The organism is Bilophila wadsworthia ATCC 49260 (assembly GCF_000701705.1).
GTDB lineage: Bacteria > Desulfobacterota > Desulfovibrionia > Desulfovibrionales > Desulfovibrionaceae > Bilophila > Bilophila wadsworthia.
Map to the genome: position 1 here is coordinate 1 of NZ_JNJP01000012.1, position 24,819 is coordinate 24,819.

At 53.3% G+C, this 24,819-nt stretch carries 41 protein-coding genes; 15 read left to right on the top strand and 26 right to left on the bottom strand.

The window, feature by feature from the left end; genetic code table 11:
- The 5 genes from T370_RS0106830 to T370_RS0106855 form a co-directional block, all read right to left on the bottom strand.
- On the bottom strand, positions 1-1,729 hold a 1,729-nt coding region (locus T370_RS0106830; RefSeq protein WP_034505975.1), incomplete at its 3' end, for a Mu transposase C-terminal domain-containing protein.
- A 265-nt stretch (positions 1,730-1,994) separates the two neighbouring features.
- The gene (locus tag T370_RS0106835; RefSeq protein ID WP_029435226.1) at positions 1,995-2,318 is read right to left on the bottom strand and encodes a hypothetical protein; all 324 of its coding nucleotides are present in this window, start codon (positions 2,316-2,318) and stop codon (positions 1,995-1,997) included.
- A gap of 34 nt (positions 2,319-2,352) precedes the next feature.
- Complete coding sequence (locus T370_RS0106840) at positions 2,353-2,583, bottom strand: hypothetical protein (RefSeq protein WP_029435227.1); 231 nt, start codon at positions 2,581-2,583, stop codon at positions 2,353-2,355.
- 209 nt (positions 2,584-2,792) lie between these two features.
- Positions 2,793-3,008 (bottom strand): hypothetical protein, encoded by a 216-nt coding sequence (locus tag T370_RS0106850; RefSeq protein ID WP_029435229.1) that lies wholly within the window; start codon positions 3,006-3,008, stop codon positions 2,793-2,795.
- Entirely contained in the window at positions 3,005-3,268 is a 264-nt protein-coding gene (locus T370_RS0106855) for a DNA-binding protein (protein WP_029435230.1), read from the bottom strand. The genes T370_RS0106850 and T370_RS0106855 overlap by 4 nt, the downstream gene beginning before the upstream one ends.
- Before the next feature lie 135 nt (positions 3,269-3,403).
- Here T370_RS0106855 and T370_RS24220 point away from each other — a divergent pair, with 135 nt between their 5' ends.
- A complete protein-coding gene (locus tag T370_RS24220; protein ID WP_081847501.1) occupies positions 3,404-3,796 on the top strand; it encodes a helix-turn-helix domain-containing protein in 393 nt (130 codons plus the stop codon).
- Positions 3,797-4,953: 1,157 nt separating this feature from the next.
- Here T370_RS24220 and T370_RS0106860 read toward each other — a convergent pair.
- The 20 genes from T370_RS0106860 to T370_RS23525 form a co-directional block, all read right to left on the bottom strand.
- Positions 4,954-5,805, bottom strand: coding sequence for a tyrosine-type recombinase/integrase (locus T370_RS0106860; RefSeq protein ID WP_029435231.1), 852 nt, complete (start codon positions 5,803-5,805; stop codon positions 4,954-4,956).
- 173 nt (positions 5,806-5,978) lie between these two features.
- A complete protein-coding gene (locus T370_RS0106865; protein WP_029435232.1) occupies positions 5,979-6,473 on the bottom strand; it encodes a hypothetical protein in 495 nt (164 codons plus the stop codon).
- Between the two features lie 91 nt (positions 6,474-6,564).
- A complete protein-coding gene (locus tag T370_RS0106870) occupies positions 6,565-7,071 on the bottom strand; it encodes a hypothetical protein (protein WP_029435233.1) in 507 nt (168 codons plus the stop codon).
- A gap of 339 nt (positions 7,072-7,410) precedes the next feature.
- The gene (locus tag T370_RS24915) at positions 7,411-7,647 is read right to left on the bottom strand and encodes a hypothetical protein (protein ID WP_156034360.1); all 237 of its coding nucleotides are present in this window, start codon (positions 7,645-7,647) and stop codon (positions 7,411-7,413) included.
- A 51-nt stretch (positions 7,648-7,698) separates the two neighbouring features.
- Positions 7,699-7,929 (bottom strand): hypothetical protein, encoded by a 231-nt coding sequence (locus T370_RS0106875; RefSeq protein WP_029435234.1) that lies wholly within the window; start codon positions 7,927-7,929, stop codon positions 7,699-7,701.
- Between the two features lie 273 nt (positions 7,930-8,202).
- On the bottom strand, positions 8,203-9,069 hold the full coding sequence (locus tag T370_RS0106885; protein WP_029435236.1) for a DNA cytosine methyltransferase: 867 nt from the start codon (positions 9,067-9,069) through the stop codon (positions 8,203-8,205).
- Positions 9,070-9,497: 428 nt separating this feature from the next.
- On the bottom strand, positions 9,498-10,262 hold the full coding sequence (locus tag T370_RS0106890; RefSeq protein WP_051643772.1) for a hypothetical protein: 765 nt from the start codon (positions 10,260-10,262) through the stop codon (positions 9,498-9,500).
- Positions 10,263-10,277: 15 nt separating this feature from the next.
- Positions 10,278-10,682, bottom strand: coding sequence for a hypothetical protein (locus tag T370_RS23520; protein ID WP_051643773.1), 405 nt, complete (start codon positions 10,680-10,682; stop codon positions 10,278-10,280).
- A gap of 55 nt (positions 10,683-10,737) precedes the next feature.
- Entirely contained in the window at positions 10,738-11,556 is an 819-nt protein-coding gene (locus T370_RS0106900) for a hypothetical protein (RefSeq protein WP_248604232.1), read from the bottom strand.
- A gap of 237 nt (positions 11,557-11,793) precedes the next feature.
- On the bottom strand, positions 11,794-12,597 hold the full coding sequence (locus T370_RS0106905; protein WP_029435239.1) for a RecB family exonuclease: 804 nt from the start codon (positions 12,595-12,597) through the stop codon (positions 11,794-11,796).
- Positions 12,594-12,734, bottom strand: coding sequence for a hypothetical protein (locus T370_RS25490; RefSeq protein ID WP_169739149.1), 141 nt, complete (start codon positions 12,732-12,734; stop codon positions 12,594-12,596). Before T370_RS25490 ends, T370_RS0106905 begins: the two co-directional genes overlap by 4 nt.
- Positions 12,731-13,024 carry a hypothetical protein gene (locus tag T370_RS0106915; RefSeq protein ID WP_029435240.1) on the bottom strand — a complete coding sequence of 98 codons (294 nt, stop codon included), beginning with the start codon at positions 13,022-13,024 and terminating at the stop codon, positions 12,731-12,733. Before T370_RS0106915 ends, T370_RS25490 begins: the two co-directional genes overlap by 4 nt.
- 82 nt (positions 13,025-13,106) lie before the next feature.
- On the bottom strand, positions 13,107-13,397 hold the full coding sequence (locus tag T370_RS0106920; RefSeq protein WP_029435241.1) for a hypothetical protein: 291 nt from the start codon (positions 13,395-13,397) through the stop codon (positions 13,107-13,109).
- 81 nt (positions 13,398-13,478) lie between these two features.
- Positions 13,479-13,703 (bottom strand): hypothetical protein, encoded by a 225-nt coding sequence (locus T370_RS0106925; protein ID WP_029435242.1) that lies wholly within the window; start codon positions 13,701-13,703, stop codon positions 13,479-13,481.
- 124 nt (positions 13,704-13,827) lie between these two features.
- Complete coding sequence (locus T370_RS24920; protein ID WP_029435243.1) at positions 13,828-14,175, bottom strand: hypothetical protein; 348 nt, start codon at positions 14,173-14,175, stop codon at positions 13,828-13,830.
- Positions 14,168-14,641: a Panacea domain-containing protein gene (locus T370_RS24225; protein ID WP_081847502.1), complete on the bottom strand. Its 474-nt coding sequence runs from the start codon at positions 14,639-14,641 to the stop codon at positions 14,168-14,170. The genes T370_RS24920 and T370_RS24225 overlap by 8 nt, the downstream gene beginning before the upstream one ends.
- A gap of 389 nt (positions 14,642-15,030) precedes the next feature.
- Entirely contained in the window at positions 15,031-15,186 is a 156-nt protein-coding gene (locus T370_RS24925; RefSeq protein ID WP_156034362.1) for a hypothetical protein, read from the bottom strand.
- Between the two features lie 209 nt (positions 15,187-15,395).
- Positions 15,396-15,596 carry a hypothetical protein gene (locus T370_RS24930; protein ID WP_156034363.1) on the bottom strand — a complete coding sequence of 67 codons (201 nt, stop codon included), beginning with the start codon at positions 15,594-15,596 and terminating at the stop codon, positions 15,396-15,398.
- Positions 15,596-16,477, bottom strand: a complete 882-nt coding sequence (locus T370_RS24230) for an SDH family Clp fold serine proteinase (RefSeq protein ID WP_081847503.1) — start codon at positions 16,475-16,477, stop codon at positions 15,596-15,598. The genes T370_RS24930 and T370_RS24230 overlap by 1 nt, the downstream gene beginning before the upstream one ends.
- Before the next feature lie 72 nt (positions 16,478-16,549).
- Positions 16,550-17,203, bottom strand: a complete 654-nt coding sequence (locus T370_RS23525) for a LexA family transcriptional regulator (protein WP_016361042.1) — start codon at positions 17,201-17,203, stop codon at positions 16,550-16,552.
- Between the two features lie 131 nt (positions 17,204-17,334).
- On the opposite strand from T370_RS23525, the gene T370_RS26275 reads away from it, so the two are divergent.
- Positions 17,335-17,535 carry a helix-turn-helix domain-containing protein gene (locus tag T370_RS26275; RefSeq protein WP_428829478.1) on the top strand — a complete coding sequence of 67 codons (201 nt, stop codon included), beginning with the start codon at positions 17,335-17,337 and terminating at the stop codon, positions 17,533-17,535.
- Here the strand turns inward: T370_RS26275 and T370_RS25360 are convergent.
- On the bottom strand, positions 17,459-17,752 hold the full coding sequence (locus T370_RS25360; protein ID WP_162177135.1) for a hypothetical protein: 294 nt from the start codon (positions 17,750-17,752) through the stop codon (positions 17,459-17,461). The genes T370_RS26275 and T370_RS25360 overlap by 77 nt on opposite strands.
- A gap of 41 nt (positions 17,753-17,793) precedes the next feature.
- Here T370_RS25360 and T370_RS23530 point away from each other — a divergent pair, with 41 nt between their 5' ends.
- From T370_RS23530 to T370_RS22755, 13 genes are all read left to right on the top strand, one after another.
- On the top strand, positions 17,794-18,237 hold the full coding sequence (locus T370_RS23530; protein WP_051643774.1) for a phage regulatory CII family protein: 444 nt from the start codon (positions 17,794-17,796) through the stop codon (positions 18,235-18,237).
- A 592-nt stretch (positions 18,238-18,829) separates the two neighbouring features.
- Positions 18,830-19,078, top strand: a complete 249-nt coding sequence (locus T370_RS0106955) for a hypothetical protein (RefSeq protein ID WP_029435247.1) — start codon at positions 18,830-18,832, stop codon at positions 19,076-19,078.
- Positions 19,079-19,465: 387 nt separating this feature from the next.
- Entirely contained in the window at positions 19,466-20,353 is an 888-nt protein-coding gene (locus tag T370_RS23535; RefSeq protein WP_051643775.1) for a hypothetical protein, read from the top strand.
- A 1-nt stretch (position 20,354) separates the two neighbouring features.
- The gene (locus tag T370_RS23540; protein ID WP_051643776.1) at positions 20,355-21,764 is read left to right on the top strand and encodes a replicative DNA helicase; all 1,410 of its coding nucleotides are present in this window, start codon (positions 20,355-20,357) and stop codon (positions 21,762-21,764) included.
- A gap of 71 nt (positions 21,765-21,835) precedes the next feature.
- Positions 21,836-22,255 (top strand): Mor transcription activator family protein, encoded by a 420-nt coding sequence (locus T370_RS23545; protein WP_051643777.1) that lies wholly within the window; start codon positions 21,836-21,838, stop codon positions 22,253-22,255.
- The gene (locus T370_RS22750; protein WP_051643778.1) at positions 22,252-22,683 is read left to right on the top strand and encodes a RusA family crossover junction endodeoxyribonuclease; all 432 of its coding nucleotides are present in this window, start codon (positions 22,252-22,254) and stop codon (positions 22,681-22,683) included. Before T370_RS23545 ends, T370_RS22750 begins: the two co-directional genes overlap by 4 nt.
- The gene (locus T370_RS0106990) at positions 22,680-22,862 is read left to right on the top strand and encodes a hypothetical protein (RefSeq protein WP_029435252.1); all 183 of its coding nucleotides are present in this window, start codon (positions 22,680-22,682) and stop codon (positions 22,860-22,862) included. Before T370_RS22750 ends, T370_RS0106990 begins: the two co-directional genes overlap by 4 nt.
- A complete protein-coding gene (locus T370_RS0106995; protein WP_051643779.1) occupies positions 22,855-23,115 on the top strand; it encodes a hypothetical protein in 261 nt (86 codons plus the stop codon). Before T370_RS0106990 ends, T370_RS0106995 begins: the two co-directional genes overlap by 8 nt.
- Positions 23,108-23,476 (top strand): helix-turn-helix domain-containing protein, encoded by a 369-nt coding sequence (locus tag T370_RS0107000; RefSeq protein ID WP_029435254.1) that lies wholly within the window; start codon positions 23,108-23,110, stop codon positions 23,474-23,476. Before T370_RS0106995 ends, T370_RS0107000 begins: the two co-directional genes overlap by 8 nt.
- A 65-nt stretch (positions 23,477-23,541) precedes the next feature.
- Positions 23,542-23,928 (top strand): D-Ala-D-Ala carboxypeptidase family metallohydrolase, encoded by a 387-nt coding sequence (locus T370_RS0107005; protein ID WP_029435255.1) that lies wholly within the window; start codon positions 23,542-23,544, stop codon positions 23,926-23,928.
- Between the two features lie 11 nt (positions 23,929-23,939).
- A complete protein-coding gene (locus tag T370_RS0107010; protein ID WP_248604233.1) occupies positions 23,940-24,218 on the top strand; it encodes an RNA-binding protein in 279 nt (92 codons plus the stop codon).
- A gap of 14 nt (positions 24,219-24,232) precedes the next feature.
- Positions 24,233-24,538: a hypothetical protein gene (locus T370_RS0107015; protein WP_248604234.1), complete on the top strand. Its 306-nt coding sequence runs from the start codon at positions 24,233-24,235 to the stop codon at positions 24,536-24,538.
- Positions 24,538-24,810: a hypothetical protein gene (locus T370_RS22755; RefSeq protein ID WP_034505981.1), complete on the top strand. Its 273-nt coding sequence runs from the start codon at positions 24,538-24,540 to the stop codon at positions 24,808-24,810. Before T370_RS0107015 ends, T370_RS22755 begins: the two co-directional genes overlap by 1 nt.
- Positions 24,811-24,819 lie beyond the last annotated feature (9 nt).

Below are 24,819 nucleotides of genomic sequence, written 5' to 3' on the forward strand. Positions count from 1 at the left end.
TGGGATCGCGCATGTCATAACGGACGTTGACCTTTTCACCGTGGAACAGATCAAGCTCCTTGGCGTAATATTCGCGCCCGGCGAGCTTGAACCGGCAGTTTTTGACCGGGCATTCCTTGGTGGGCATGAACAGTTCGTCCCGAACCGTTGAAGGCACCGCCAAAATTTCATAATCGGGATTTTCGGCGAGTTTCATTTCCCAATATTCATTGGGCGAGTAGTTTCGCCGCTTGCCGTTGGCATCCGTAAACTTCGGGAGAGACGTGTGCGGCGTGGCGTTGTACTCCTCAATGCGGTACTGGAGCGCCGCGAGAAGCTGATCAAGCGTAGGCAACTTATCGGATTTTGCGGTCTTTTCGATTTCCTTGCGGGTAAGCAGATAGAACTTTCGAGCCGCGTCCGAGTCCATGTCGTGGTGCGTGCAGGAATCAAAACGCTTGGAGAGAGGGGTACAGATGGTTTTGACCGCTATTTCCATAAGCCCTTTGCCCTGAGGAATGGACGGGATCGAATGCTTGGCGACAATGCCGAGCTGCGTCAAAATACCCGTGCCTTCTCTGGTGAGCATGGCGTTTTTGTAGCCCGGCCCGTTGTCGGTATAGAAAAACTGCGGAATGCCGTAGCTCACGCAAGCCGCCCGGAGTGCGTCCAGTACGGTGAGGCCGTTTTCTGACGTATCCACGGAAGAGCCGACGCATTTGCGTGTGGCAATATCCAGAATGAGCGTGATTTCCGGTTTGAATGCCCGTTTCTGGTAGGGGTGATAGAACATGGCGTCGAGCGTGGTGCCGTCGCCCGTGAAGCCCTCCACCGGGAGCATGTTTTCCGTCGAGCGGCGCTTGTACGCGCAGAACTTCCGAAAGGCGTTGCCCGTGGTGCGCCCGTGCATCCGTTCCTTTTCCGGTATCTTGTCCAGCCAGCGCCGCACGGCATGAACGGACGGGACGTTTTCCGGGTGTTCGGCTAACTCTTTCAGGATGCCGCTATTGTGAGGCTTTCTAGCTATTTCTTTGCCGGGAAGAGCCGAAAGCAGTACAGTACCTTCGGGCATACCAGCACCAACCCATTTGATCAGTGTCACAAATTCATTGTATGACTGTTGTACTGAGGGCTTTTGAGGCTTTTGCCAGAGTTGCAGAAAGACATGGAGCCATGCGGGAGGCGTCATATCCTTTTGCGGATTGATGGGAACCAAACCAAGGATGCCCTTTGTTTCATATGTCGAACACCAATCATAAAGTCTGGTAATGGAGATCCCGCGTGAAGAGTTGCGACGGGCGTTGGCGACATAGGCCGCATCCATGAGGTTTTGCGGCAATGTGCCGTTTTTGTATCCTTCAGCCAGAGTGATGATTGCCGTCCGGCGCGTATGTCCTGCCATTTCAAAATTGTATACGGCGTCAATAAACACCTTGCGTGACAACACGACATCCCGTTCACGGGAAGAAAGATGCGCGAGGGAAACGACGGGGTCTTGAGGGACGGCGGGCGTGGCGGGTTCAAGGGCGACCGGGAGACTTTCCCGTTCCTCGGCGGAGACGGCCAACGCGATCGCTTCGCGTACGTCGGTGGGGAGCGTGATGGTGGGATATTCGAAGCCACCGCCTTGACCGGAGCGAGGGCGGGAAGGCCAGTTTTCACGCTTTGCACGGCTAAGCAAGTTCTTAGGCGCTATGCCCTTAAACTCGGCAAGTTCGCGTGTCGTGTATGCTTCCTTGATCTCGCTCATATCCTCACCTCATAAATATGTCCCGGATTATGCCGCTCCGGGGAGCGTCCCGCGTGGAGGCTCGCGGTATTCGCCGTTGTGCAGGTTTCGCCGCCCGCCGCATGGCGTAGCAGGCGGCCTACACGGGCGCGGTAGGGTGACCGTGGCGCTCTGGGCGCTCTGCGGCCCCGGTTTGTAAGGTTCCGCCTTCTCGGTTAGATTGGGCACATCAGAATCAACCATCTAACTCCCGGACCGTCCGGGAATGCCGAGGAGGCGGAAATGCTCAGATACCTTCTGCAAAGCCCCGCTCATAAGCGGCTCTACGTTCCGCAACTTCAAAGGCTTCCTTTTGCCGCCACAGGACGTTTGCCCCTTCAACGATCGGAGCGGGCGTTTCCGAATCTTTCGGAAGTACCCCAACCAGCACGAAGAGCAGAGCTTTAGGGTTGGTTTTCAGCCCACGCAGACGGTCCCAGTTGGTGAAGCGTCCCCAGACAGGACCAAGGTTCATCCAGAAATCTTCGCGATCCTGCTCCAGATAGAGGGTCCACGCGTTTCTATGAAAGATGGTACAGGTGATGGGGATTCGTTCGATAGAGGGGGGCATGCCGTTTCTCCTTTCATTGATTGATGTTGCACCGCTAGTCGAAGAAATGGATCGGTTCATCGGGGAACAGAAGGCGGTTGATTTCCCTTACCCGTTGCCTCCCCGTCTTCCACTCGTCGAGAGCGCGGCGGATCGCCGAAACGGGAAGCCTGTTAAGCCGTGCCAACAGGAGAACCATGTGATCCTTAGGCATCCCGCCATTCCGCAGGACACAAACAATGTTCCGCAACTTGTCGGACAGATTGGACTTGTACTGTTGAGTCATGTTACTTCTCCTTACTTTTTGTTCCTCTTCGGCAAATACCGAAGATGCTTTCTTCCGGGATTGGCCTTTAAAAGGGCTGTGACTCCTTTGATGCACTGGTCGCAGATGTACCTTGTGCAGTCTTTGTTCTCGATAAGAGCTTTACAACTCTCTTCCTCTTCCTTGACGTCACAGAAGCTACAGACGGGTCCGGTGAATTTCATACCGCCCTACCTCTTCGGGATGTAGGTACTGTCCATGCAGCAGTACGGCCCCTTGGTGCTCCACAACGGGACAAGTTCCACCTTGGCTTGGAATCCTCCCTCCACCGTCCGTTCGTTGACTGCGGAAACCAGCACCGTTACGGCCTGTTCCCATTCAAGGTGGGCTACCTCGGCAAGTACGGCGCTGCGGATTTGTCGATAGGACCGGGATTGTTCGCTCATGCCGCTGCCTCCTTTCTTTTTGTGCGTTTACCGCCGCAACTTTCATCCCCGACAGTGCCGTCCTTGAGCCTCAGCAGGACGGCGATCCTATGGGATTCTCCATAGGTTCCCTTGATCCGTCCCGCCATCACGTCATAGACGGACTTGGGGTTCAGCCCGTGTCGCCGTGCCAGATCGGCGATAGTCTCGCCACGCCGTGCAAGCTCCTTCTTGATCTCTTCCGGCGTCCGAAGCCGCCCGGAAGCCTTCTTTTCCGCCATAATATCCTCCCGTACTTGCGCCCCCTTCCGGTTCCGTGTAGGGGTTTAGGTGTCGTTTGTTTTCCGTTTTTGTCGTTATTTGATAAAAAGAGTTTAGTCGTTTGTTTAAATTAAGTCAATGAGGTTTTTAAACGTATGGATAATTTTGGCCAGCGGCTCAAAAATGAACGTGAACGGCTAGGACTCACACAAAAAGAACTTGCAGAGGCTGTATCTATTTCATATGTCACACAATCAAACTACGAGACAGGTAAAAGAAAGCCTGACACGAAATACATTGCATCCATTGCAACTATCGGATTTGATTTAAAATATCTATTTACAGATACAAGAGAAGAGAACTCTCCGCTCGCACCTGAAGAACGAGTCGTACTTCAGTGTTATAGAGAGGCAAGCCCTGCCATCAGGAAGGCTGCACTTGCGGTATTGGTGTCAGGAGGAACTGGGAGTGGAGGGCAAAATGTGATGGTAAACGGCAACGTGACAGGGGGTGTCGTCGCTCATACCATCAAAGGGAGCGGGGAATAAGCCTTAAAAAGGGTAAAGAATCGTGTTCAAGTCCATTTTTTTGAAAAAAACAACATAGATAAATATATAAGTATGTTATGTGTTAGCAGTCGCGTTCAAGTTAATGTTCTAGTTCCAGCGTCGAAGTTGAACTCTCAAGAGAGATGAGGGAAGAGAAACCCAGTATAAAGTTTTTCCGAGTAAGAAAATTTTTATATTAATTTATTTCAAATGATTGCATCATTTTTACTGGTATAAAGATAAGTATAAACTTCGGGGTGGGAAGTTTATACTTGAGGAAGTGTGTAGCGAGAAAAACTGTGAAAGAAGAGAGCCAAGTATATTTTTACAAAAAGAAACTATATGTAATAATATAAATATGTTAAGTAAACATAGACAAGCAAAGCTTCATGCAAAGGTTATGCAAAACTTCACTTAGCCGCTAAAAGGGTTGGTGAGGTAAAACTTCTTTTTTTCGTAAAAATCATTTTTACTATTAAAAACAATATGATATATTGTTTTGCTAGGGTAAAGGTTAAGGTAAAAGCTCGGCAATCTAACCTTTACCCCCTGCGAGGCAAAAGCGGTTGTATGTTCCAAAAATAGATATTTTTCTAATATACGGAAATTAAAAATATTTATACAAAAAAGCAGTTGTAGCTTTGGTTGTAAGTTCTGAGGATAAACCTACAACCTTTCTGGCTGCCGCACTTCCGAGTTCTTCTTGGAATGAAAAATATTTTTATTCAAATTAACTATATGATTTATATATAGTTAATACTCTTATCAGATTTCGGGATTCATTTCAGACTTGCACTTGGGAAGAACGAAATTTTTCAGCAAACAGCTTACGAAGACCATAGATTCAAAATAGGGGGCAATTCCGCGTCATAGGCCGCGTTTTATGGAGCGGACGGGAATATAAGTAGAAAACGAAAAATCGCGGCCTGTTTTTACCGCGAAAAATACATGTGTTTTGGTGTACGTTTTGGCACCAAACAATAAACGGGCGGCTCCGATGAGGAACCGCCCGTTTTTGATCATCCTGTGATCATTCCATCCCGAATTGCGCGCTAAAAATACCCCACTGGCGATCAAAAATGAGCAATCTGTTCCGAATCGCGCGCGAAATTTTCCGCCTCAAAATTTTTCATAACATCCCGTGACGCAAGGCCAATCTACCCATTTCCCGAATTACCCGCATGTCCCGAATTGATCGCTACCCCAGTCTTGATGCGCGGCGTGGTGCGCGGATAGGGAAGACCCGTTCCGGGGGCTTCAAAAACGAACCGCTCATTTTCGCGTAAGGCATAGAGACGGAACAGCACGCTATATAATGTAGGGCTCATGGCAATCGTGCGTGATTCCCGGTTCCCGCCCCGGCGTTTGCTTGTCCACAGCCGGACGGTCCTGTTTTCCAGATCGACATCTTCCCACGCCATTTCGCGGATTTCGGAAATGCGCCCCGCCGTATGGAGAAGGCAGAGCAGGAAATCCCGCTCGAACCCTGTAGCGCAGGACATGAGCTTGGCAACGTCACCTTTCGGTGGAATATATTTCACGGCCTGCACTGTGGCGAAAGGCTCAGTCTGGCGCGCAATATTGACCGGAACGTACCCCTCTCGTGCGGCCCATGAGTAAAGCGCTGATAACTCGATACGGTACTTGTTCGCGGATTTTGCGCTCACGGCTTCCTTGGCTGCTTCAAGAAAGGCTTCCAGATCGTTTTTTGTGATAGTTGAGAATTCGGCTTTAGGTCCGATGAACTTATTTAGCTTTCGAAGAACGCTTTTCTTATAGATGAGTGTGTTCTTCTTGCATCTTCCTTCGCGTTTTTGAAGATAGAGAGCCGAAACCTCATACAAGGCCAAGCGTTTGGGCATAGTTGCGGATTTCTTGACGATTGATTCCCATTCGAGCGCCTTCATCTTGCTCAAGAATCCGCCCCGGTACGCGATTCTTTGCCCTCCTTCGAACACTTCCGCCGCGTATCGCATACCATTCTTCGTCTTGTATTTCCTGATGGACATGAGAAACCTCTTTGAGTGTATCGCTATCCCAAAGGAAGCGGACGGAGCGGAGCGTTTTTCCGCGTCCTACAGGGATATGGGGGTATATTTTCCAAATTCTACGGAATGTTTCCCGACTGATGCCGAGCCGTTCGCTCATCTCGTCGGCGGTGAGTGTTTCCATCTTGTCCTCCCTACGCGGCCCGCTCGTACACCCGCGTCCCGATCTCCGCTATCTGGGGGTCGACCTTTTCGAGCGCATTACACAGCGTGGTCAGCGTTTTGAGCAGATTGTGCCAATGAAGGCCCCGGAAGTAGGCGGGGCAGGTGTTCCGGCAGTCCTCAAGGAAGGTCAGCCCGGCCCACATCCCGGCGCCCCATTGCGTCCAGCGGGAAGCATCGGCGGCAGACGCCTGAATATCCCCTACGTGCCCGGCAAGGATATGGAACCGGGCATCCAGATCCCGTTTCGCGCCTGCGGAGAGCCTGCGCTTCTGCGTGTCGTCCGCGCATCGGTCGATCCAGCGGTTGACCTTCTCGACTTGTCTGCCAAGGTCGCCAAGCTGCGCCAGCATTTCCAGCTTGAGGAGGGATAGCGCCACGGTGATCATGGACAAGGCCAGAACACAGCGGGTGTGCTGGATGGCCTCGTGCGGGTACGGGATTACGGGGTTGATGGGTCTTCGCATGTTCTCCTCCAGAAAAAGGAAAGCCCCTTTAGGGGCTACTTCGGTTCGCGCTTGGCTTGAGAGTTCCAAACGTCTACAGCGGCGTTATTAACTAGTATTCGCAGAACTTCTTTATTTCTGAAAAAGTTACTTCGCGCAACCACTTGGGTACCTGTGGCAATTCTTCGTCGAAGGGAATGGGCACGCTAAAGCATATCTTTAGGCTTCGGATGGATACCCTTGGCATGTAGTGGATATTGTCTTCGCTATACTCTTTACCGAGTCCGATCTTTTCGGCCATGAAGACGTTGGTGTCGAACTGTACGTCTTCGGAAGCCAGCCGGGCAGCAAGTTGCCTCCCCTCGCGCGTGTTAAGGTTTGGGAAATATCCGTACCCGGGGGCCATCTTCCCGGGGACGCCACGCAGATAGAGTTCGTCGGACGGCTTGTCGAAAAGGAGGCCCACAGGGGTCTTCTTGTCGTTGAGGAGCAGGCTGTGGGCGCTGTAGTCGTTTATGAGCAGGGTTCTAGCATATCGACACTTTGTCGCTTTGCTGATGGCAAGTTCGATGAGTTCCACGCATTCCGGGCCTTCTCCGATGTAGTACATCCGTTCCATGTGGCTATTCCTTCGGTTCGCGGGGTTCGGGGATGGGGCCTGCCCATTGCCAGCCCTCTCTTGTTCTGTCGCATAATTCGGGGAACTTCGTAATCCCAAGGTGTGAAGATGTTTTATACCAATACCATCCCGGAACCTGAGGCGGGTTATCCGCCCACTCCAGCGCTCGGGGCAGGGCGTTCCATTGTTTGACAGCATATTCCACGTCGACCTTTGGAGCGCAAGGGCCGCACATCCCGCACGCGGGACAGAATCCGTAGGCTCTCGTATCTACTCTCATGACCACATCGGAAGCCCCACACGCCGGGCACGGTAGCAACGTCAGTTCTTCGGGCATACTCACCTCTTTGCTTTTTCCTCAGCGGCCTGATCCCAACATGAGGTCGTTTTATTGGCGTCCATACAAAGGCACATTCCTTCAACATTTTGGGTCGTTCTATAATCGCAACTAGCTTTATCCGCTGAAAAAGGACACCATCCAGAAGCGGCACATTGCTGTGCAAGCCAAAGAACTTTCTTTTTTTCCATGTCCCGTTCTTCGGTACGTGCTTTGAGGTCTTCAAGTAAGTTGTTCATCTCCCTTCCTCCACGGCCTCGCGTGCGGCTTCCATGAGCCGTTCAAGCTCGTCAAGCCATTCCTGTGCGGTCATCTTTCTTCTCCTGCGCGTTGTTCAACACTTCTTCCCAAGCTTGCGGAGTAACGTCTGAGCACCACACCTCTTTCATAGGGCAATTTTCTGTTTCTTCGCCATGTAGCGGGCATCGAGTATAAACCGATGCACTGATTTTGCACATATACGCCCGCGCAATCGCCTCTTTCGAGCACTTCATGATGGATTCAAGGGAGGTGTCACTCATTGTCCATCTCCTTCTCAGCTTGCAAATGTGCCATTCTCATCCCGTGGGCACATGGTACGTCTTCAATGTCGAGATGGAGTGCAATTATCTTTGCTCTCGCCTCGAACTCTGCGGCGTCGCGGTAGTCTGGCGGGATCACCATCGCCAAATCACGAATGGGGTATCTAGCTTTCTGGCAAATCTCACGAAGCACAGGGCTACATGTCTGCCTGCGCTTCTTGCACCGGAAGCACACGTCCTTCCGAAACTCCAGCCACTTCCTTTCCTTATCCGTCAGCATGCATACATGTTCTCCCATTTCTGTATCCTTTCTCCGATCCACCACATAACGGGAACGGCCATGCTGTTTCCGAGAGCTTTGTAGCGCGGACTGTCGGCAGCAGGTTTTCCTTTGTAGGGGACAAGCGTGTAATCGTCAGGGAAACCGAAAAGGCGTTCCCACTCTTTGGGCGTGGCTATTCTGACGCCTGTTTTTTCCAGTACATACGGCGTTCGGTCATCGTAAGCAGTCGCCCCTCTTCGCGTGAGACAAGGGAACACATGCCGCGTTTTCCGTCCCTGCGAAGTATCCCTGCGCAAGCCTTGGGGCTCAAAAAGTACCGCGACGGGAGGCCGCCAGTCTCCAAAATATCCGACAAGGAAGACTCGACGGCGACACTGGGGAACTCCGAAGAACTGAGCGTCCAGGATTCTGTAGGCAAGATGATACCCGCATTCAGCCAGCGCCTGGGCAAAGTAACCGAAGTCGATCCCGCCGTTCGTTGACAGGCATCCGGGAACGTTTTCCCAAAAAATCCAGCGCGGTGTAATTTCACGAGCCAGGCGGATAAAGTCGAGGGCCAGTCCACTGCGCTCTCCGGAAAGTCCGGCTCTCTTTCCGGCGACGGAGAAGTCCTGGCAGGGAGTCCCCCCGACCAGAAGGTCAACTGTTCCACGGTATTTTCTCCCGTCGATTTTTGTCATGTCACCGAGATTGGGCACGTCTGGGTAGTGATGCGCAAGCACGGCACAAGGAAACCGTTCGACCTCTGAAAATGCGACTGGTTTCCATCCGAGCGGCCCCCACGCCACTGTCGCGGCTTCAATACCGGAACAAACTGAAAGATATCTCAATACTTCCCCCCACCGCGCGTTGTTCATGCAGCCACGCCCCTGCCGAAGATGTGGACGGACGAACGAACTCGTTACTCCCTCCCATTTGTATCACTCCCTTATGGGGCTAGTTGCCCAGATCAGCCAAAGAAAGAAGGCGACCCACATCCACGTGAGCCGCCTTTCCCATTTTGTCATTCCGCCTTTTCCGTCCATTTATCGCAGATTGCCAAAGTACCAGTCTTCCAGCCATTGAGCGTACAGCGGGAACCGTCAAAGTACGATGTACCGTAGTATCCCTTTTTCTCAATGCGCTCGACATGCTTGCAATTCGCGCAATTCTTTGTCGGCGCATGTTTCTGCCAGTTTACGCTATTTTTTGTGATTCTTGGCATATCATCCCGCGTGGTGACGGATGCGCGGCCCACGGTTTGGGGTATGAAAAGCCCCGCCGGGGGAGGGCGGGGCGTGGGGTGCTACGCGATGACCTTCACGCCTTCGGGCAGGTTTTCAATCAGCCATGTGCGGATATTGGCGATGGCTTCCAGCTTCCACGCGCCGCCGTCGCATTCGATGAGTTTGCAGGCCAGCGGGCTGGACTGGAGCCGGAACACGACCTTGTGCGCTGGCTGCGCGACTTCCGCAAAGGTGCTGAACGGGAAGATAACCGCAGGGGACGGTACGGGCACTTCGGCCTTACGGGCCGCGCCTTGGCGGATGGAAACCTCCTGCGACACGCCGTCGTCCTGTACGCGGACTTCCGAGGTGTCCACAAGATTGCCGCTGATCTTGATGAGCGCGTCGAGATCGTCCGAGGGGACAAAGCAGGACTGGAGATAGGGGACGAACTCATCAGGCGAGGTCCAGCTTCCAAAACGATGGGCAGGGACGACTGCCTCAGCTTGCATGTACGTGTTGCGCTGCTTCCAGCCCCCAAAGGGGATGGACATGACTTTCACGGTCGTCACATCGCAGACGTGGACAAGGAGCTTTCCGAGGTCCAGCCCGTCTGGGTTCTGGTTGAGGTAATCCACCACGGCCTGCAAGGTGCCAACGCTGAGCGTCTCCTGTCCCGGTTTATACAGGGGTTTCCAAGTGTCCCTCTGGTCAGGCTTGTAGAAACATAGCCCGTCTTCCGTGACGTGAACGGGGAGAGCGGCCTTGGCCTTGACGTCAAGGGATTCGAGTTCCCGGCCTACGCCGATGAGGTGCCTGTCAGCTTCGAGGCGGTTGATTTCCATGTGATTCTCCTTTGGTTACTGGTTGATGGGATGTTCCTCAGCCTTCTTGAACGGGGTTACGTTCACGGTCACGCTGCCGTTCCCCCTGAGTTCAGAGGGCATGGTGCCGTCAAAGCGGTACTGGTCGGGGTGGTTGTCGGTGAAGGACTCGAACAGCATGGGCGCGCCGTCGAGCTTGTCGAGCACGACCGGGATGGTCTGCGGCTCCTGCGGCTGGAGGTTGGTCGTCACGACCGCCTTGGATGCGATCAGCGTCCGGCTCTCGTCGGGCTTGAATGTGATCTTGAGGGTGACGGTACGGGGCTTGTCCGGCGGTGTGTTCACGTCCGCGATGTTGTCCGCGACCTTGGCAAGCGCGATGTTGACGGCTTCGACCACGCCGCCGTTGTTCATGGTTCGCATGTCGAGAGGGCTGCTCATGGTTCTTTCTCCTTATGGTAAAAGAAAGGCCCGGTGGTGAGCCGGGCCGGGGTGGTTATTCGGCCCACGCCGGGCATCCGGCGCGCTGTTCGCAGTCGGAGCACGTCCAGTCGCTGACCTGCGTTTCGGTTTTCGGACAGGTGATCATGTTGGCGGCGGGGGCGGGCTGCGCTTCCGGCTGCTCGGATACTTCCGGGACGTCCTGTTGCGCACCGTTCCGCATGGCTTCGGCGGCAAGTTGCTTGGCCTTTTCGCACTGCGCTGTGGTCCAGTTGCGGGCGTAGGCGTTCACCAGTTTTTCGACGTCCTCAAGAGGGTTGCCCGTGGCCAGCCATGCGTCCGCGGCTTCTTTGCGTCGGGCTTCCATTTCGGCGTTGGTGGGGCGGCTACGCTTGGACGGGGTATCCCTGTCCTGCGCTTCTTCCTTCATTTCCTGCACGGATACGCGATATGTCCCGTCTTCGGCGGGTTCGAGATCATACGTGTCCTGCACTTCTTCGGCGGTCTTCAAGCCCATGGCGATTTCCGGGGCGTAGGCCCGGACGAACCACGACGCCGCCCGGTAACGGAGCATCAGTTCCGGCATGGACTGCCACTTGCTCCCGTTCTTGCCGTACCATCCTTCCTTTTTTGCCAGTCCGATAGTGATGAGCGGTCCAGCCAGCTTTTCCCCTGTGGCGAGTTCGGTAGCCACGGCGCGGCATCCCCATTCATCCTTGCCTTCTTCGCCCTGAAATTCGTAGCGGATGGACGTAAACCGTCCGCACTGGTTGAGGGTGGCGATCAGGAATTGTGCGGACCATGCGGGACGCCCGTGGACTACGTAGATGTTTTGCATGACCATAAGCGGATTGGCTCTCATACGAATGGCCATATCCATAGCTATGGTGCAATTCCCGACAGCTTCGTCTTCAGTTCCACATCCCTTTGCTTGACCTTTTTCGTTTACGTATGGTTTTCTGAATTGATCGGGGGTAATCGGGGACTTTGCAAACATTTTTGCCATCCGCTGCAAGGCTTCAAAGCCTGCAACCGTGTCGAAACCAACAGCAATGGCAGGAGAGGTTTCAGGTTGGCGAAGGGTGGCTAGAGTAGTTGTCTGGCTCATGGGTCATCGTCTCCATTTGCAGGTGTTGAAGATAGGGCAGTATTTTTCCCCGCACCCGTTGGAGCGGGGATTGCCGTAAAAGTTGCCGCTATGGATGAGGGTTGCGGCCATTTCGAGAAGACCGGGAAATTCTTCGTCGCCGATGAGGAGATCCCGCCCGCCGGAAATTGTCCCTGTGGCCACGCGCTGGCCCCTTTCCGTCTTGGCGACTTGCAGCCCGATGATCTGGGCCGGGGCTTCGATGCAAATGTCCGTGCTGTGCTCGGCCAGCAGTTCGTAGACGGCGAGTTGGGCGGCATGTCCCTGTGTCTTGCAGGTTCCGTCCGCGCCGACGGCGGATTTCCCGGTTTTGATGTCGGCAATCCCATAGCCGTCCTCCGTCCGCCTCACGCGGTCCACGGTTCCCGTTAGAGCGATGCCAAGATCCGCGATGTCCAGCCGTTCGCAGGTGGCCTCGACCGCCGCATAGGTTTGCCGGGGCGCGATGGTGGAGCAGTACAGGCGGTGCAGGGAGAGGGCGATACGCTCGGCTTCCGTGGGCTGGAGGTCGTCCCAAAGGACTTCTTCATCCGGCTTGTGGATGGCGTCTACAGCCGCGCCCGCCGCTTCGTCCGGGGTGATGCCCGTTCCGTTCATGCGCGAAGTGTCAAACAGCGCCGTGCTGGTGTGGACGGCGGTTCCGAGCCGTGCGGAACCGCTGGAAGGCGTCCGTAGTCCGCGGATGTTTTGGGCTTCCCATCGGGCCGGGCATTCAAACAGCCCGGCGAGGCTGGAAGCACGAATCAAAATCGGTTCCTTGATATTCATCGTTCCGCCTCCACGCTCAGGGGTGCCATGTTGTTGAAGAGTTTTTGGTCTTCCCATTCGAAATAGCCCACGAGCAGGAAGCAGAGGACGATCAGGGCGACGCGCCACGCGACGGGGTATTGCTCTATCCACTTCATGCCGCGTCCCTCTTGCGTCCGGCTTCGACAACCGCGTCGAGTCTGGCGGATACGGCGTCAATGGCGACGTCGAGAAGTCCGCGGACTGTGGCGGGGTCGAACGTGACGATGTAGTCACGGATGCTTCCGTGAGCACAATGGGCGAGTTCGTTGCCATCGATGTCGTTCACGAACCCGAGGCCCTGCGGTTCAAAGATTGGAGTGATGCGGCAGGTCGCGGTGCGGAGATGCACCAGCCGGGAAAGTTCCGTTTCTAGCTCACGGGCGGTCATCCTGTTTAAATGCTTCATGGTTCCTCTCTCCTGCGTTGAAGTTCGGATTGGCGTCCCAATCCCGATGAAAAAGCCCCGATTTCTCGGGGCTTCTACGGGGCTAGGCGACAGGAGTAGCCCGTTGGCGATGTTCGTTGCAGTATGCATAAATTGCCTTCTTACATGCAGCTTCTACGGATGCAGTGGCACACGACCGAGAAACGAGCTGAGCCTTTTCTGTCTCGTCAGTGATTTCGAATCGACTTACCTTGAGAAAGCCTTTGCGTCCCATATCGCAAGCGACATAGACGTTATATCCGGTACGTTGAGACAGCTTGATTCCGTTGATCCGTGCCGCTTTAATGAAGACTTGGTATCCGTAACCAGTATCTCTGATTGCTGTAACTTCCATGTGTCCTCCATAATTGAAATACGATTTGTCCCAATCCCGTTTCCTGCCCCGGATTCCGGGGCAAGTGCGGGGCTAGGCGCTTTACCAAGCGGGGTGCAGCGTTGCGGGGAAGTCGATGCCGGGGAGAACGCCGAAGTCTTCGCGTTCTGGCAAGACTGCGGGAATCTCGGAAATTCTCATGAGTATGGTCGAGGGCATACCCTCGCTGGCTACAGTCTCCGCGAAGTCTACCGCCTTCGTCTTCGTCTCGAACTCTTCAACTAATGGGCCGCTTTCCGAATGCGAAATTACGATGAACTGCATCATGGACATTCTCCTCTGTTTTGAAATTCGTTCCGCAGTCCCGGAATCAATGAAAAAGCCCGGAGCATGTCCGGGCTTTTCGATGGGGCTAGGCACGAAAAAAGGCGGCTCCGAAGAACCGCCCTTGTTATCTATTACCATTTTTCTTAAAGAAATATGTGGTAGTTACACTCATTAAGAGTCCGACAATAATGGTGAGTGCTAATTCTTTGAGTTTGGTCAGTTCGTTCTCACAAAGCCAACGGCAAGAACTAGGTCCAATCAAATGCCACATATATACTAACACAACGGAAAAACTTCCAAAAGCGGAAACAATCAAAAACCCCACACGAACCCAGTAAAACCACACTTCTTCTTTGAAGTGCATAGACCGACGCTTTTTCCCGTACTCATCCGGATCCGCTGAACTATCAGCGGTTTTTTCTTGTGCGTAACAATTTTCGTCTGTTGTGAGAGGGTCTCGGATGTCATCCATTCGCGGTAGCCTTGATCACATGTTCCTTGAAGTATTGTGCAATTAGGTCATCTGGAATGAAGTTATTCATTCCCTTTCCTTCTCCATCAATACAGTTCACCACTGTATCCCAAGGTGAGCCCGGCTTATGGGTCCAATTAGATAAGGCTACAGCAGTATACTTTCCAAAAACATCAATGACCTTGCTCAAAAAGTTCTTTAAATCGTCATCACAAGAGAAGTTAGGGCAATAATCTTCAAGACTTCCCTTACCTTTGCTAATAAAGTTGAACACACGAGGATATACAGGGCCATACTGCCAGGCACGAGGATATTCGTCACAAAGACGTTCATTCCGGGAAGCAAGAACGCTTCCATAGCAACAATACAGAAGTTTTTGAATTTTTGTATTGTTGTAATAATATCCCTTTTCTCTGCAAAGTTGGGCAATGAAGGATGCAACATCAAGACTATTATATGGTGCCATGTCCCTTTCCTCCTCCTTTGCAGACTCGACCTAACGGTCTGTTTCGAATCTGTTAAAATATTTTGATTGAGAAATGAAATATAACCTAATTTGTTGACTAGTGCAATGAGATACCTAGGCTGTTTTTTTGTCAAAACCCGGCGGGGCCAATCCCCGCCGGGGTGGAATTTTATCCATGCGGAAACCCGGACGCATGGTTCGGCGCAACGCGCATTGTCGCTGCGCCTCTCATGCGGGGCGGTGAATTGTCAGAAAGTCAACTGACCGCCCGGATGTAGAAATTCGTATTTCATCACGTTTCACGGCCCGATCTTTGTGTCGTAACCGTGGGCCCTGTTGGTCGGCTCGGCCCCCGTCGCTTCGGTGCGCTTTGCGCTTCGGCCTTCTTTTCAGCCGTTTTTCCGTCCCGCCGTCCCTTTGCGGCCTGTCTTCACATCACCAGTCTCACGGGCCTCTTTCGAGCTTTCCGGGCGGCCTCTTGCTCCGCCCACCGTATCCGCTACGGCCTTCATGCCGCCCAAACCGGCTTCCTTCTCACGGGGCATTCTGGCTACTTTCCGGCTAGGTGCCTGGCGTGTTCGCCTTCCCCGTTCGTTGTGAAGACAATATATACGTATGCGAATTTTACGTCAATAAAAATTTCATATATGTATATATTGAATCAAAAAATACCGCCGACACCACGAAGGCTCGGCGGTCACGCCCCATAGGGCACAAAAAAGCCCCTCACGAGGAGGGGCAAAGGGAGGCTCCGTTAAGGTACTAATGGATTAATATTCATATTAGATAGTTCGGTGATATTTTTATTTGTAAAATCAACTTGTTGAATAGGGTTTGTCTTGATGCCCATATTTTTTAAAATTAACATCATTTCATGATGATGTTTCAATGCTGGATTGTTTTCTATATTTTTAAGTAATAATGACATTTTATAATGCTTTTTGTCGATTTTCATTAGAGTAAACTCCCATTAGTCATTTCTCTAGTATGTAAAAATAATTGATAGTTATATTTTGATGAAAAGTCAATCGCAAGTCTATTATATTCTTTTACTAATCTATATAATTTAAGGTCGTCTGAATAATCTTCAATCTTTAGCTTTAGATCGTCTTGAAGAGTTTTTATTCCTATATGTCTTCCATGTATATGCCAATGAGCATTATCACCTAATATTCTAGCTATTTCTTCAGCTCTATGCTCTTTTTCTTTAAGTGTGACTTCGGTATCTGTTTTACTATGAATTGTCCAGTCTTTAAATTTATAATTTACGAGCCATTTTTTTAATAGCGTTACGGTTATATTTCGTGCTTGTTGATAAAAATTTAAATCAGCAAGATTTAAATTTAAAGCCATTTGTAACTCTACTGGACTTATGGGGTTATTAGAATCTTTATTTAATGATTTTTTACATATTGCATCAAATTGATCTAAATACCCTTGTGCAGGAACCCATTGTCCATTAGACAATACTTGAGGATCTATAGGGCCTAATGATGAGGCAAAATTCATATATATTTTGTCGCCAGACATGCAAAGAATAGTACCCGCTGAGTATGCATATTCATGTACAATGAAATATACTTCATCATAGAACCTACGCATCACCTCAACCATTATCTCAGCCATTTCTACACTGCCGCCATTTGTTGTTAAATTGACAGCAAGAGATTTATGTTTTTTCTTTCTAGCTAATTTTTCAAATTCAGTGGTAAAGAATGTTCTGTGGTTAGGGTGAATACCACCATAAAACAAAAAAACATCAGACTGGAGATGTTCTTCTAGTTTAATACAATAATTATTCAAAGCTTCATATGCAACTTTATCAACTGGACCCATTGCATCTCCCTCCTCCCCGCTCCGGCGGGGATTTTCATTTACAGCTCACGTCACGCCACGCCCACACGGTAACTAAACAAGCTGCCAAGTCCAAACGACTTTCCCAATAATGATGTTGTCGTATCCCTCATTAGAAACTTTCTGTGGTTTCCATCTGGGATTGTCTGAATGGAGGATAATATTACCATCCTCATCTTGCATAACTCTTTTAACAACCAAACCAAATGGGGGACGCTGTACAAGGTAAATGCCGCCGTCCTCTAGTTCGTCGTCAAGAGGGATAACACCTACATAAGCCCCTTTTAAGATTGTAGGTTCCATACTGTCGCCAGTAACTTTAACGGCACGAACATCGGGAAGATTATACTGAGGGAGAACAGGGATCATATTTTCTGGAGCGGTAGAAAAAAATTCAGCTGGTAGTCCGGCACCTGCTTCTTCAAAGACAGGTATCTCATGTAAGTTGTCCCCTGTTACGTTTTCAGTAGGAGAGTGACAGGCCATACGACGCATTACAGGATACCTTTCTTCATCCGGGAAAATCACCAATGCCCCCATAGCTGACAATATTTTTGATACCTTATCGAGCCCAAGTTGCTGGGCTTTGACCCCTAAAGCACGCGACAAGTTCGCCTGACTGACGCCACATTTTTGAGCAAATGCAGCTATCTGGCGTTGATCTGAAATGTCCCTCAACCGAGCCATGAGTTTTTCTTCTAGTTCCATACGTTCCTGCATACGATACTGAGGACAAAAAGTCATCTTTCGTAAATGTAATTTTACTTGCATATAGATACGTATATGTATATACTTACGCCATGAACACCGAACTTTTCAGAACTCACTTGCGCGAAAGAATGCAGATTACCCGGGCAACCCAGATAGAAGTCGAAGAAAAGACTGGAGTTTCTCAGGCGTCGATTTCGCGTTTTTTGTCAGGGGCAAGGATTAATTCTGACAACTTGTTCAAGTTATGGGAGTTCATTTACGAGGGGCAATTTCCAGCCGCTCCCAGCACTCCCACCGAACCCGAAGAGGTGAGTCATGGACTGGCCTGATATCGCCGCGAAGGTGGCCTTCTTCGCCCTCATGGGGTTTATTTTCTGGCTTGATCGTGACTAACCCCGCCGCGCACCGCCGGGCCACAGCCTCGGGCGTCGGGTACTCCGCGACGCGGTACGCCCTCCAGCGTATCCGGGGATCCCTATGGATCAGGATGCGGACACGCCAGACGGCACGGTGGCGAGTGATGAGCAGGTGAACGAAAGATTCCATGCCCCCATTAGAGCATGGGTATACACCAAGGAAAATGATCGATGAATACCCAAGATTATAACACGTTGACGGAAGTTATCGAGGCCATGATCGATGAAGGCAAAAAGCCGATCAAGGCCATCGCCGCCGAGATCGGCAAGCCGTATCCGACTCTCAAGCGTGAGCTGAACCCGGCTGACGACGGCGCGAAGCTCGGAGCGGACGCACTACTCGGCATTATGGCCTCCTGTGGCTCAATCGCGCCCTTGGAATGGCTGGCGGACAGGCCCGGTTATGTCGTGAAGCCCAAGGAATGGGCAGAGCCAGACAAGCCGACTTGGGAAGGAGAATCCGTGGACGATACCATATGCTGCGGGAAGATGGTCATGCTCATGCAGGAAAAAGCGCATCCGTCCATCGTCTCCAAGGCTGCGGAAGAATGGAAGGACGAGATAGACCAGACGAACACTCGGTATAGGCGAGATTACAACCAAGCGAGGCAGTAAAATGCCGATCCTGATTTGCCAACAGTGCGGTCGGATGTTTGAAGTGAAACGGTACTTTGCCGAAACCGCAAAGTACTGCTCAAAAGAGTGCAAGGATAAGGCCGCACAGACGCGAGGGCCTCAAAAGTGCAAGTGCTGCGGAAAAGAATTTCCAGCGAAAGGGAATGCAGCTTTTTGCGACAAAGTTTGTGGGTATGCTTTCAGAGCCGGGGTGAGCCGCGAAGAATGGCTTGAAGCTCATCCACAGAGCAATCAGTCAACACTTTTCAAGCGTAAGTGCCATGACTGCGGGAAGCCCACAAACAACTACAGGTGTTCAGCTTGTTGGGAAAAGCTCCGCAGCGAATCTGAAACGGGTGGTATCCCGGAATACCAGGTTATGGGGCAGGCATGGGTATAATAGGCCCGTGCCGTTTGGGTCGGCTTCACCGTGATAGGCGGCGCGTCCTGTGTTTTGCGGACTGGTCGAAAGAGTACGGAGTCCCGGCGTGGACGTCTCGAAACGGGTTCGTCAAAGACGTGAACTTCTGCCGCCTGTACTGCGAGAAGAGGCCGGATATGGTAGTTCAACGTTTAACCAAGGAGTTTTTCTATGAATGAAGGTTTCATTGAAGCATTGCGTCAGGCGCTTCCCCCTACCTTTTCCCGACAGGTTGCGGCGGAAGCCCTCAAGGGCATCTACTCTGCCGGGCGGTTGTGTACTCTCGACTCCATGGGGAAGGGGCCGGGCGGGGTGCGGCTTGGGCGTTGTGTGGCTTATGAGCGCGAATCCTTCCTGTCATGGCTGGAGGGACGGATCAACACGCCTTCCGGCAATAAGCGGCTGGGAGGGTGCGCCTGATGCTCAGAAACACGAAAAGCCGGGGGGTGGAATCCCCGGCTCTCCAGAAAAAGGTATTTGTCTTAGCAGGACAGGAAAACGATAACATCCCCGCCTCTGCCCTGCAAGGTTTTTCGTCCTGATGATGGGCGCTAGCCTTGAGGCAAAAGAAAAGGCCCGATGCGGGAACACCGGGCCAAACATAAAACCAACTCAATGGATGAATTATGATGGAATCTTCGCAGAAAGTCAATGATGAGATTATGGACTCTTTGAGAGAGATAGACAGATTGTGCCGTGTAAGAACGTACCTCATTGAGAGAAATGCCAGCATCTCCAATATCGATGACATCAACTCTAGAATTAAGATAGAGCATAACAAAATTGTCGAGTTGGAGGGGGCAAGCCATGAGAGCGCGTGATATAAAGCCCGGTTTCTTCAAGAATGATCAGCTTGCCGATTGTTCTACGGCTGCACGTCTTCTTTTCCCCGGCCTCTGGATGATGGCGGATAGGGAAGGCCGTCTAGAAAATCGCCCCAAGAAAATCAAAGGCGAAATTTTTCCTTTTGACAATGTAGACGTCGCCTCTCTTCTGGGAGAACTGGAATCTTCGGGACTGATTCGTTTTTACGAGGTGAATGGGCAGAACCTTATCTGGATTCCTCAGTTCAAGAGACACCAAAGTCCCCACAAAAACGAGAAATGTAGCGAACTTCCCGCACATCCTGACGACTTTGCAGCGCATGAATCATCACCAAAACACGACAATTACGGTGTTGCTCCCGAAAAGGATCGAAGTGCTCCCGTAATTTCTGGTCAAATCCCCCTGACTCCCTCTTCTCTGACTCCCTCTTCTCTCTCTCCGAGAGAAGATACTACCCCTGACGGGGTAGTTGTCGACGCCGAAGCCGCCGACGCCTCCCAGCCCGGCGAAAAGCGGCAGGACCATGCCTCGCCAGCCTGCCCCTATGACGCCATTGTCGGCCTGTATCACGAGGCTTTCCCGGAGCATCCCCGAGTTGCAATCGTGAACGCAAAGCGCAAGGGGGCAATGAAGGCCAGATGGACAGAGACCGGAGAGAGGCTGCGAATGCTGAACAGGGACACCTCCGCCGCCGAAAGGCTGGATTACTTTCGGCGGCTGTTTGCAAGGGCTTCCCGGTCTGATTTTCTCACTGGCAAAAAGGCTTTTCGAGATGGGACAGTGTACCGGGTGGATTTCGACAAGCTCATGTCCCCAAGCGGATTTATGGGCGTGATTGAAGGCAAGTACGACAATCGGGAGGTGGCTTGAAATGGCAGTTCAGACGCTTGAACGCGGCATCATGGCCCGCAGGCAGAACGCTCCCGCGCCAAAGCCCGTCATGGCCTCGGAAGCCCGTGCACAGCTTGAGTCCAGCGTTATTGCCGCGACTCTCTCGGGCATGAACCGGGATACCCATTTGCTTGGGGATGTACTCGATATCTGCCCCGCAGGTTGTTTTGTAACGCCAGAAGCTGCGCCGCTTGCCGTGGCTCTCGATTTGCTCCGTCAGTCCGGTCAACGTCCCAATCTCACCGCGTTGGCAACGCAGATGCAATCGCGTTGGGCGAAAGATCCTGAACTTTGGCCCGCCCCGGATATGGCGCGCATGGCTGAACTTTCTACGTCCGCGTGGGGGCTGAAAGGCCATGCCGAGAGTTTGGCCCGAAAGCTTGCCGATGAACATCGCCGGGCGGAACTCCATGCCGGATTGCTCGAAATTGCTGCGGAAGCATCGGTTTACGGCGTGGACTCCGAATACATCGCTGACCGTGCCCGAAAGCTTGTTGAAGCTTCGGGAGGGATTCAGGAAGCCGTAACTATGTCGAACCTCATGGGCCGCATTCGGGCAAAGCTCGATAATCCGCAATCGCTGCGCAAGGTTCAGACTCCGTGGAAAAGCTTGAACAGCGTTTTGCGTGGGGGATTCATGCCGGGGGAATTGATCGTCCTTGCCGCTCGTCCCGGACTTGGAAAGACGGCTTTAGCCGCAAATGTGGCGTTGGGTGCCGCATGGCGCGGAATGGGTGTGCTCTTTGTCTCATGCGAGATGAGCGACGAAAGCCTTGGGCATCGTCTCATCTCCCGCGTAGGGCGTATCGACGGACGGTTTTTCCGTGAAGGGATGGGCGTCACGCCGCAGATCCGTGGAGCCATTGACGCCGCCATAGGGCAGCTTGAAGCCCTTCCCTTGTCCATCGTGGAAAAGTCAACTGTGCCCATGTGCCCCCGCGAAGTCCGCAGGCTGGCGCGGGGCATCAAGGATTTAGGGCTCATCGTAGTGGACTATCTCCAGCTTTTGCATCCTGACGAGAAAAGCACCAGCAGAGAACGAGAAGTTGCGGAGATGTCACGCTCCTTTAAGCAAATGGCCCTTGATCTGCAAGTTCCTGTACTCCTGCTTTCTCAGCTTAACCGCTCAAGCGAAGAAGGCAAGCGGGAACCCCGTGTTTCCGATCTCCGAGAATCTGGAGCGATTGAGCAGGACGCGGACATCATCCTTTTGCTGCACACCCGCGATCTGGACAGGGCTAATGCCAGACCAGACGTGAAATGCATAGTCGGGAAATCCCGCAGTACGGGAACAGGCGCATCGTTCTTGCGTTTCGAAAAAGCTTTTTCTGAGTTTACCGAGGGTGAAGCATGGGCCGGACGTCCTGCGGTACAGGAAAACGATTTGTGATGTGCCCACGGTACTGTGAAATCTTCGGCCCCGGAGCGTGTGCAGGGGTGTTTGACGAAAAGGAGTGTGTGATGAGCACGTACAGGGAAGAATCGTTGCCGGAAACACTGCAAGACATGTCCGACCGTTTCGGAAAGCCCTTTGTCCGGCACATGATTGAACGCTTCGCGGGTATAACTCTTATTATTCCCGCCAAAAGCCGGAAGACGCGGCTAGCTCGGGAATTGTGCACCTTCTTGGGGCAGGATGCCCTTTCCGACTTTCTGCACACCTATGGCGGTACGAGAATCTATATCCCCACTTTGCGCCGGGCGAAGATCCGCGCACGGGACATGGACATCAACGCCGAGCGGGACGAGTTGGCTCGCAAGGGGCTGAGTGAAAGAGCGCTTGTCGCCAGGCTCGCCACGCTGCACGGGCTTTCCGAACGGCAGGTGTGGCGCATTTTAAAACAGCCGAGAACCTCGGACAACAGGGAGGCGGCGTCATGACGGTCTTACGCTTCACCTTGTCCTGCACGCCCACGGCACAGGCCCGAGTCCGCCACGCCGTCCGCTGCGGGCACAGCGTGGCCTACAAGTCCGCCGGGCAGAAGAGCGCGGAAGCCGTGCTTGACGATCTCCTTTCTGCGCGCGCCCCGAAAAAGCCTCTAGAAGGACCTCTCGTGCTCGAATTTGTCGCGGGGATGCCGATTCCCGCATCGACCCCGAAAAAACAACGAGAGGCTATGTTGCGCGGCGAAATCGCCCACACGAAGAAACCGGACTTAGACAACATGGCAAAGCAGCTCAAAGACGCCATGTCGCGCACCGGGTTCTGGGGCGACGACAGGCAGGTGGTGTCCCTGCGTTGCTCGAAATGCTACGCAGCAGTCCCGCATTGGGAGGTAGCCGTGTACACACAGGAGGAAGCGCAATGAATGAACGGAAATTGCTGCTCGGCTGGAAGGCCATCACAGCCTACACCGGAGTTAGCCGCCTCCTCATGATCCGCTACGCCTACCCCGTCCACGACTGCGACAGGGCAACTCATCACGGGTACGGCGTCTGTGCCTATACCGACGAGCTTGACGCCCACAAGGAGGCTACCAGTGCATAACATCGACATCACGATACTTGGTGAACAGGCTCTTGCGGCACTCATGCAGCGGCTGTCGGAAGCACGCGGGAAGCACCCTGTTTTCGCGGAGGGCAAATACCATGCGCTCGGCGTTATCGGGGAGGAGTACCGTGAGCTTGTATACGCCGTTGAGCATGAAACTCCGGAGCGTATCCGCGACGAAGCCCTCGATGTAGCTGTGACCGCACTGCGGCTATGGCTTGGGGAACACAAGGTTGGTGCTCATGAGTGACGTGTGGGTGAGCCAGTTCGAACTGTCAGAGGCCATCGGTGACGTGGGGGCGGTCATCCTCTGCGCACAGTGCGGTGGACGTTCATACTTTATCCCCCGGAAGCCCACAGGTTTTCTTCTGGAGTTGCTTGGTCGGCAGCGTATGGCGGCACTCTGTACAGAATTTTGGGGGATGCAGATCGTCGTGCCCAACCTGCGCCGTGGTGAACCGTTCAAAGGACGTATCCTGTCCCGTCTGGAAGCAGGGGAGAAGCCGGACGCCATCGCCGAAGCCCTTGGCGTGACCACCAGGTACGTCCGTCGGCTCAAAAAGCAGCTTTGCGGGAACCCGGAACCACAGCAGCAATATCGGCTGTTGTAGAATCTTGTTCACGGTGTCCTCCCCCTATTCTCTTGTGCGAGAGTGGACGCAGGAGGATATTTTTTATGGCTGTTCTTCCCTTGCGTCACTTCTCCCCGGTCGAGTTCCGCTGCAAGTGCGGGTGCGGCGCGGGCATGGAGAAGATGGACGCCGATCTGCTCCAGATGCTCGATGAGGCCCGTGATCTGGCGGGTATCCCGTTCCCCCTTTCTTCCGCCTACCGCTGCCCGAAGCACAACAAGGCGGTCGGCGGCGTGCCCACCTCCGCGCACACTCGCGGCTACGCCGTGGATATCCGCTGCGTGGATTCCCATTCCCGTTTCGCCATGCTGCAAGCCCTGCTTGAGGCCGGGTTCCGGCGCGTCGAGCTGGCTCCGACGTGGATCCATGTGGACAACGACCCCGACAAGCCGCGCGACGTGGCCTTTTACCAGCATGGAGGCAAGTACTGATGGAAGCGACCGTGATTGATTTCATCCTTTCGACCTTGATGAGCCTTTCCGCGCAGTATCCCGATGCGGCGTGGCTCGTGACCGCCCTGAGCGTGGTCATGACCGTGTGCGGCCTGTGCGCCGTGGCCACCGCATGGATGCCCGTCCCCAAGGAAAAGAACGGGCTTTATGCCGTCTTCTACCGCTGGGCCCATGCCCTTGCCGCACACTTCGGGCAGAACAAGGGCGCGGTGGCGGACGGCAAGTCCGAAACCGTGAAGGCCGAAGTCAAGGCCGTGACGGGGAAGTGATGTGCGGGCCGTCCTTGAGTTCCTTTCATCGCTCGCCGGGATCCTTAAGCTGTGGCTGCGTCAACGGTACGGCGAACGCCGCGAGGCTGATCGCGCTGCTGTTCGTGATGACGCTGGCGGCGAGTGGGTGCAGCACAGTGGCGGAACCGACCGCCGCGACAAGCCTGGCTCCGCTGACGCCGGGGGCCGTCGTGACGGGTGAGTGGTCCTACACCTACCGGGGCGAGACGTTCACCGAGCCCGGCGAGTGGGTGCACCTGCCCGCAGGCGAGGCCGGGAACCTGCTCCTGTGGATCAAGGGCGTTGAGGCTGGAAGCTGATGGAGCATACACTGGACCATGAATCCCGGCTTTCCCGCATTGAGGCATTGCTCGAAGCGCTCAACCAGCGGCTTGACGACGCGATACTCACGCAACTCCGCGATCATGGAAAACGCATTCGGGATCTTGAGGATCATATCTCGGTTATGGCCGAGACGTGCGCGCGGGAACGCGGGGAGCGGCAGGGCAGCAGGGCAACGGCCATCGCCATCATAACCGCCCTCTCGGGAGTTGGCGGTTGCATCGGTGCCATTGTGGGCCGGATGTTTTGAGAATGCCCT

Bases quoted from the DNA above. Each gene is read 5' to 3' on its own strand.
- T370_RS0106835 (WP_029435226.1), bottom strand. From the start codon at position 2,318: ATGCCCCCCTCTATCGAACGAATCCCCATCACCTGTACCATCTTTCAT.
- T370_RS0106840 (WP_029435227.1), bottom strand. From the start codon at position 2,583: ATGACTCAACAGTACAAGTCCAATCTGTCCGACAAGTTGCGGAACATT.
- T370_RS0106850 (WP_029435229.1), bottom strand. From the start codon at position 3,008: ATGAGCGAACAATCCCGGTCCTATCGACAAATCCGCAGCGCCGTACTT.
- T370_RS0106855 (WP_029435230.1), bottom strand. From the start codon at position 3,268: ATGGCGGAAAAGAAGGCTTCCGGGCGGCTTCGGACGCCGGAAGAGATC.
- T370_RS24220 (WP_081847501.1), top strand. From the start codon at position 3,404: ATGGATAATTTTGGCCAGCGGCTCAAAAATGAACGTGAACGGCTAGGA.
- T370_RS0106860 (WP_029435231.1), bottom strand. From the start codon at position 5,805: ATGTCCATCAGGAAATACAAGACGAAGAATGGTATGCGATACGCGGCG.
- T370_RS0106865 (WP_029435232.1), bottom strand. From the start codon at position 6,473: ATGCGAAGACCCATCAACCCCGTAATCCCGTACCCGCACGAGGCCATC.
- T370_RS0106870 (WP_029435233.1), bottom strand. From the start codon at position 7,071: ATGGAACGGATGTACTACATCGGAGAAGGCCCGGAATGCGTGGAACTC.
- T370_RS24915 (WP_156034360.1), bottom strand. From the start codon at position 7,647: ATGAACAACTTACTTGAAGACCTCAAAGCACGTACCGAAGAACGGGAC.
- T370_RS0106875 (WP_029435234.1), bottom strand. From the start codon at position 7,929: ATGAGTGACACCTCCCTTGAATCCATCATGAAGTGCTCGAAAGAGGCG.
- T370_RS0106885 (WP_029435236.1), bottom strand. From the start codon at position 9,069: ATGAACAACGCGCGGTGGGGGGAAGTATTGAGATATCTTTCAGTTTGT.
- T370_RS0106890 (WP_051643772.1), bottom strand. From the start codon at position 10,262: ATGGAAATCAACCGCCTCGAAGCTGACAGGCACCTCATCGGCGTAGGC.
- T370_RS23520 (WP_051643773.1), bottom strand. From the start codon at position 10,682: ATGAGCAGCCCTCTCGACATGCGAACCATGAACAACGGCGGCGTGGTC.
- T370_RS0106900 (WP_248604232.1), bottom strand. From the start codon at position 11,556: ATGGCCATTCGTATGAGAGCCAATCCGCTTATGGTCATGCAAAACATC.
- T370_RS0106905 (WP_029435239.1), bottom strand. From the start codon at position 12,597: ATGAATATCAAGGAACCGATTTTGATTCGTGCTTCCAGCCTCGCCGGG.
- T370_RS25490 (WP_169739149.1), bottom strand. From the start codon at position 12,734: ATGAAGTGGATAGAGCAATACCCCGTCGCGTGGCGCGTCGCCCTGATC.
- T370_RS0106915 (WP_029435240.1), bottom strand. From the start codon at position 13,024: ATGAAGCATTTAAACAGGATGACCGCCCGTGAGCTAGAAACGGAACTT.
- T370_RS0106920 (WP_029435241.1), bottom strand. From the start codon at position 13,397: ATGGAAGTTACAGCAATCAGAGATACTGGTTACGGATACCAAGTCTTC.
- T370_RS0106925 (WP_029435242.1), bottom strand. From the start codon at position 13,703: ATGATGCAGTTCATCGTAATTTCGCATTCGGAAAGCGGCCCATTAGTT.
- T370_RS24920 (WP_029435243.1), bottom strand. From the start codon at position 14,175: ATGGATGACATCCGAGACCCTCTCACAACAGACGAAAATTGTTACGCA.
- T370_RS24225 (WP_081847502.1), bottom strand. From the start codon at position 14,641: ATGGCACCATATAATAGTCTTGATGTTGCATCCTTCATTGCCCAACTT.
- T370_RS24925 (WP_156034362.1), bottom strand. From the start codon at position 15,186: ATGCCCCGTGAGAAGGAAGCCGGTTTGGGCGGCATGAAGGCCGTAGCG.
- T370_RS24930 (WP_156034363.1), bottom strand. From the start codon at position 15,596: ATGAAAATCGACAAAAAGCATTATAAAATGTCATTATTACTTAAAAAT.
- T370_RS24230 (WP_081847503.1), bottom strand. From the start codon at position 16,477: ATGGGTCCAGTTGATAAAGTTGCATATGAAGCTTTGAATAATTATTGT.
- T370_RS23525 (WP_016361042.1), bottom strand. From the start codon at position 17,203: ATGGAACTAGAAGAAAAACTCATGGCTCGGTTGAGGGACATTTCAGAT.
- T370_RS26275 (WP_428829478.1), top strand. From the start codon at position 17,335: ATGCAGATTACCCGGGCAACCCAGATAGAAGTCGAAGAAAAGACTGGA.
- T370_RS25360 (WP_162177135.1), bottom strand. From the start codon at position 17,752: ATGGAATCTTTCGTTCACCTGCTCATCACTCGCCACCGTGCCGTCTGG.
- T370_RS23530 (WP_051643774.1), top strand. From the start codon at position 17,794: ATGAATACCCAAGATTATAACACGTTGACGGAAGTTATCGAGGCCATG.
- T370_RS0106955 (WP_029435247.1), top strand. From the start codon at position 18,830: ATGAATGAAGGTTTCATTGAAGCATTGCGTCAGGCGCTTCCCCCTACC.
- T370_RS23535 (WP_051643775.1), top strand. From the start codon at position 19,466: ATGAGAGCGCGTGATATAAAGCCCGGTTTCTTCAAGAATGATCAGCTT.
- T370_RS23540 (WP_051643776.1), top strand. From the start codon at position 20,355: ATGGCAGTTCAGACGCTTGAACGCGGCATCATGGCCCGCAGGCAGAAC.
- T370_RS23545 (WP_051643777.1), top strand. From the start codon at position 21,836: ATGAGCACGTACAGGGAAGAATCGTTGCCGGAAACACTGCAAGACATG.
- T370_RS22750 (WP_051643778.1), top strand. From the start codon at position 22,252: ATGACGGTCTTACGCTTCACCTTGTCCTGCACGCCCACGGCACAGGCC.
- T370_RS0106990 (WP_029435252.1), top strand. From the start codon at position 22,680: ATGAATGAACGGAAATTGCTGCTCGGCTGGAAGGCCATCACAGCCTAC.
- T370_RS0107000 (WP_029435254.1), top strand. From the start codon at position 23,108: ATGAGTGACGTGTGGGTGAGCCAGTTCGAACTGTCAGAGGCCATCGGT.
- T370_RS0107005 (WP_029435255.1), top strand. From the start codon at position 23,542: ATGGCTGTTCTTCCCTTGCGTCACTTCTCCCCGGTCGAGTTCCGCTGC.
- T370_RS22755 (WP_034505981.1), top strand. From the start codon at position 24,538: ATGGAGCATACACTGGACCATGAATCCCGGCTTTCCCGCATTGAGGCA.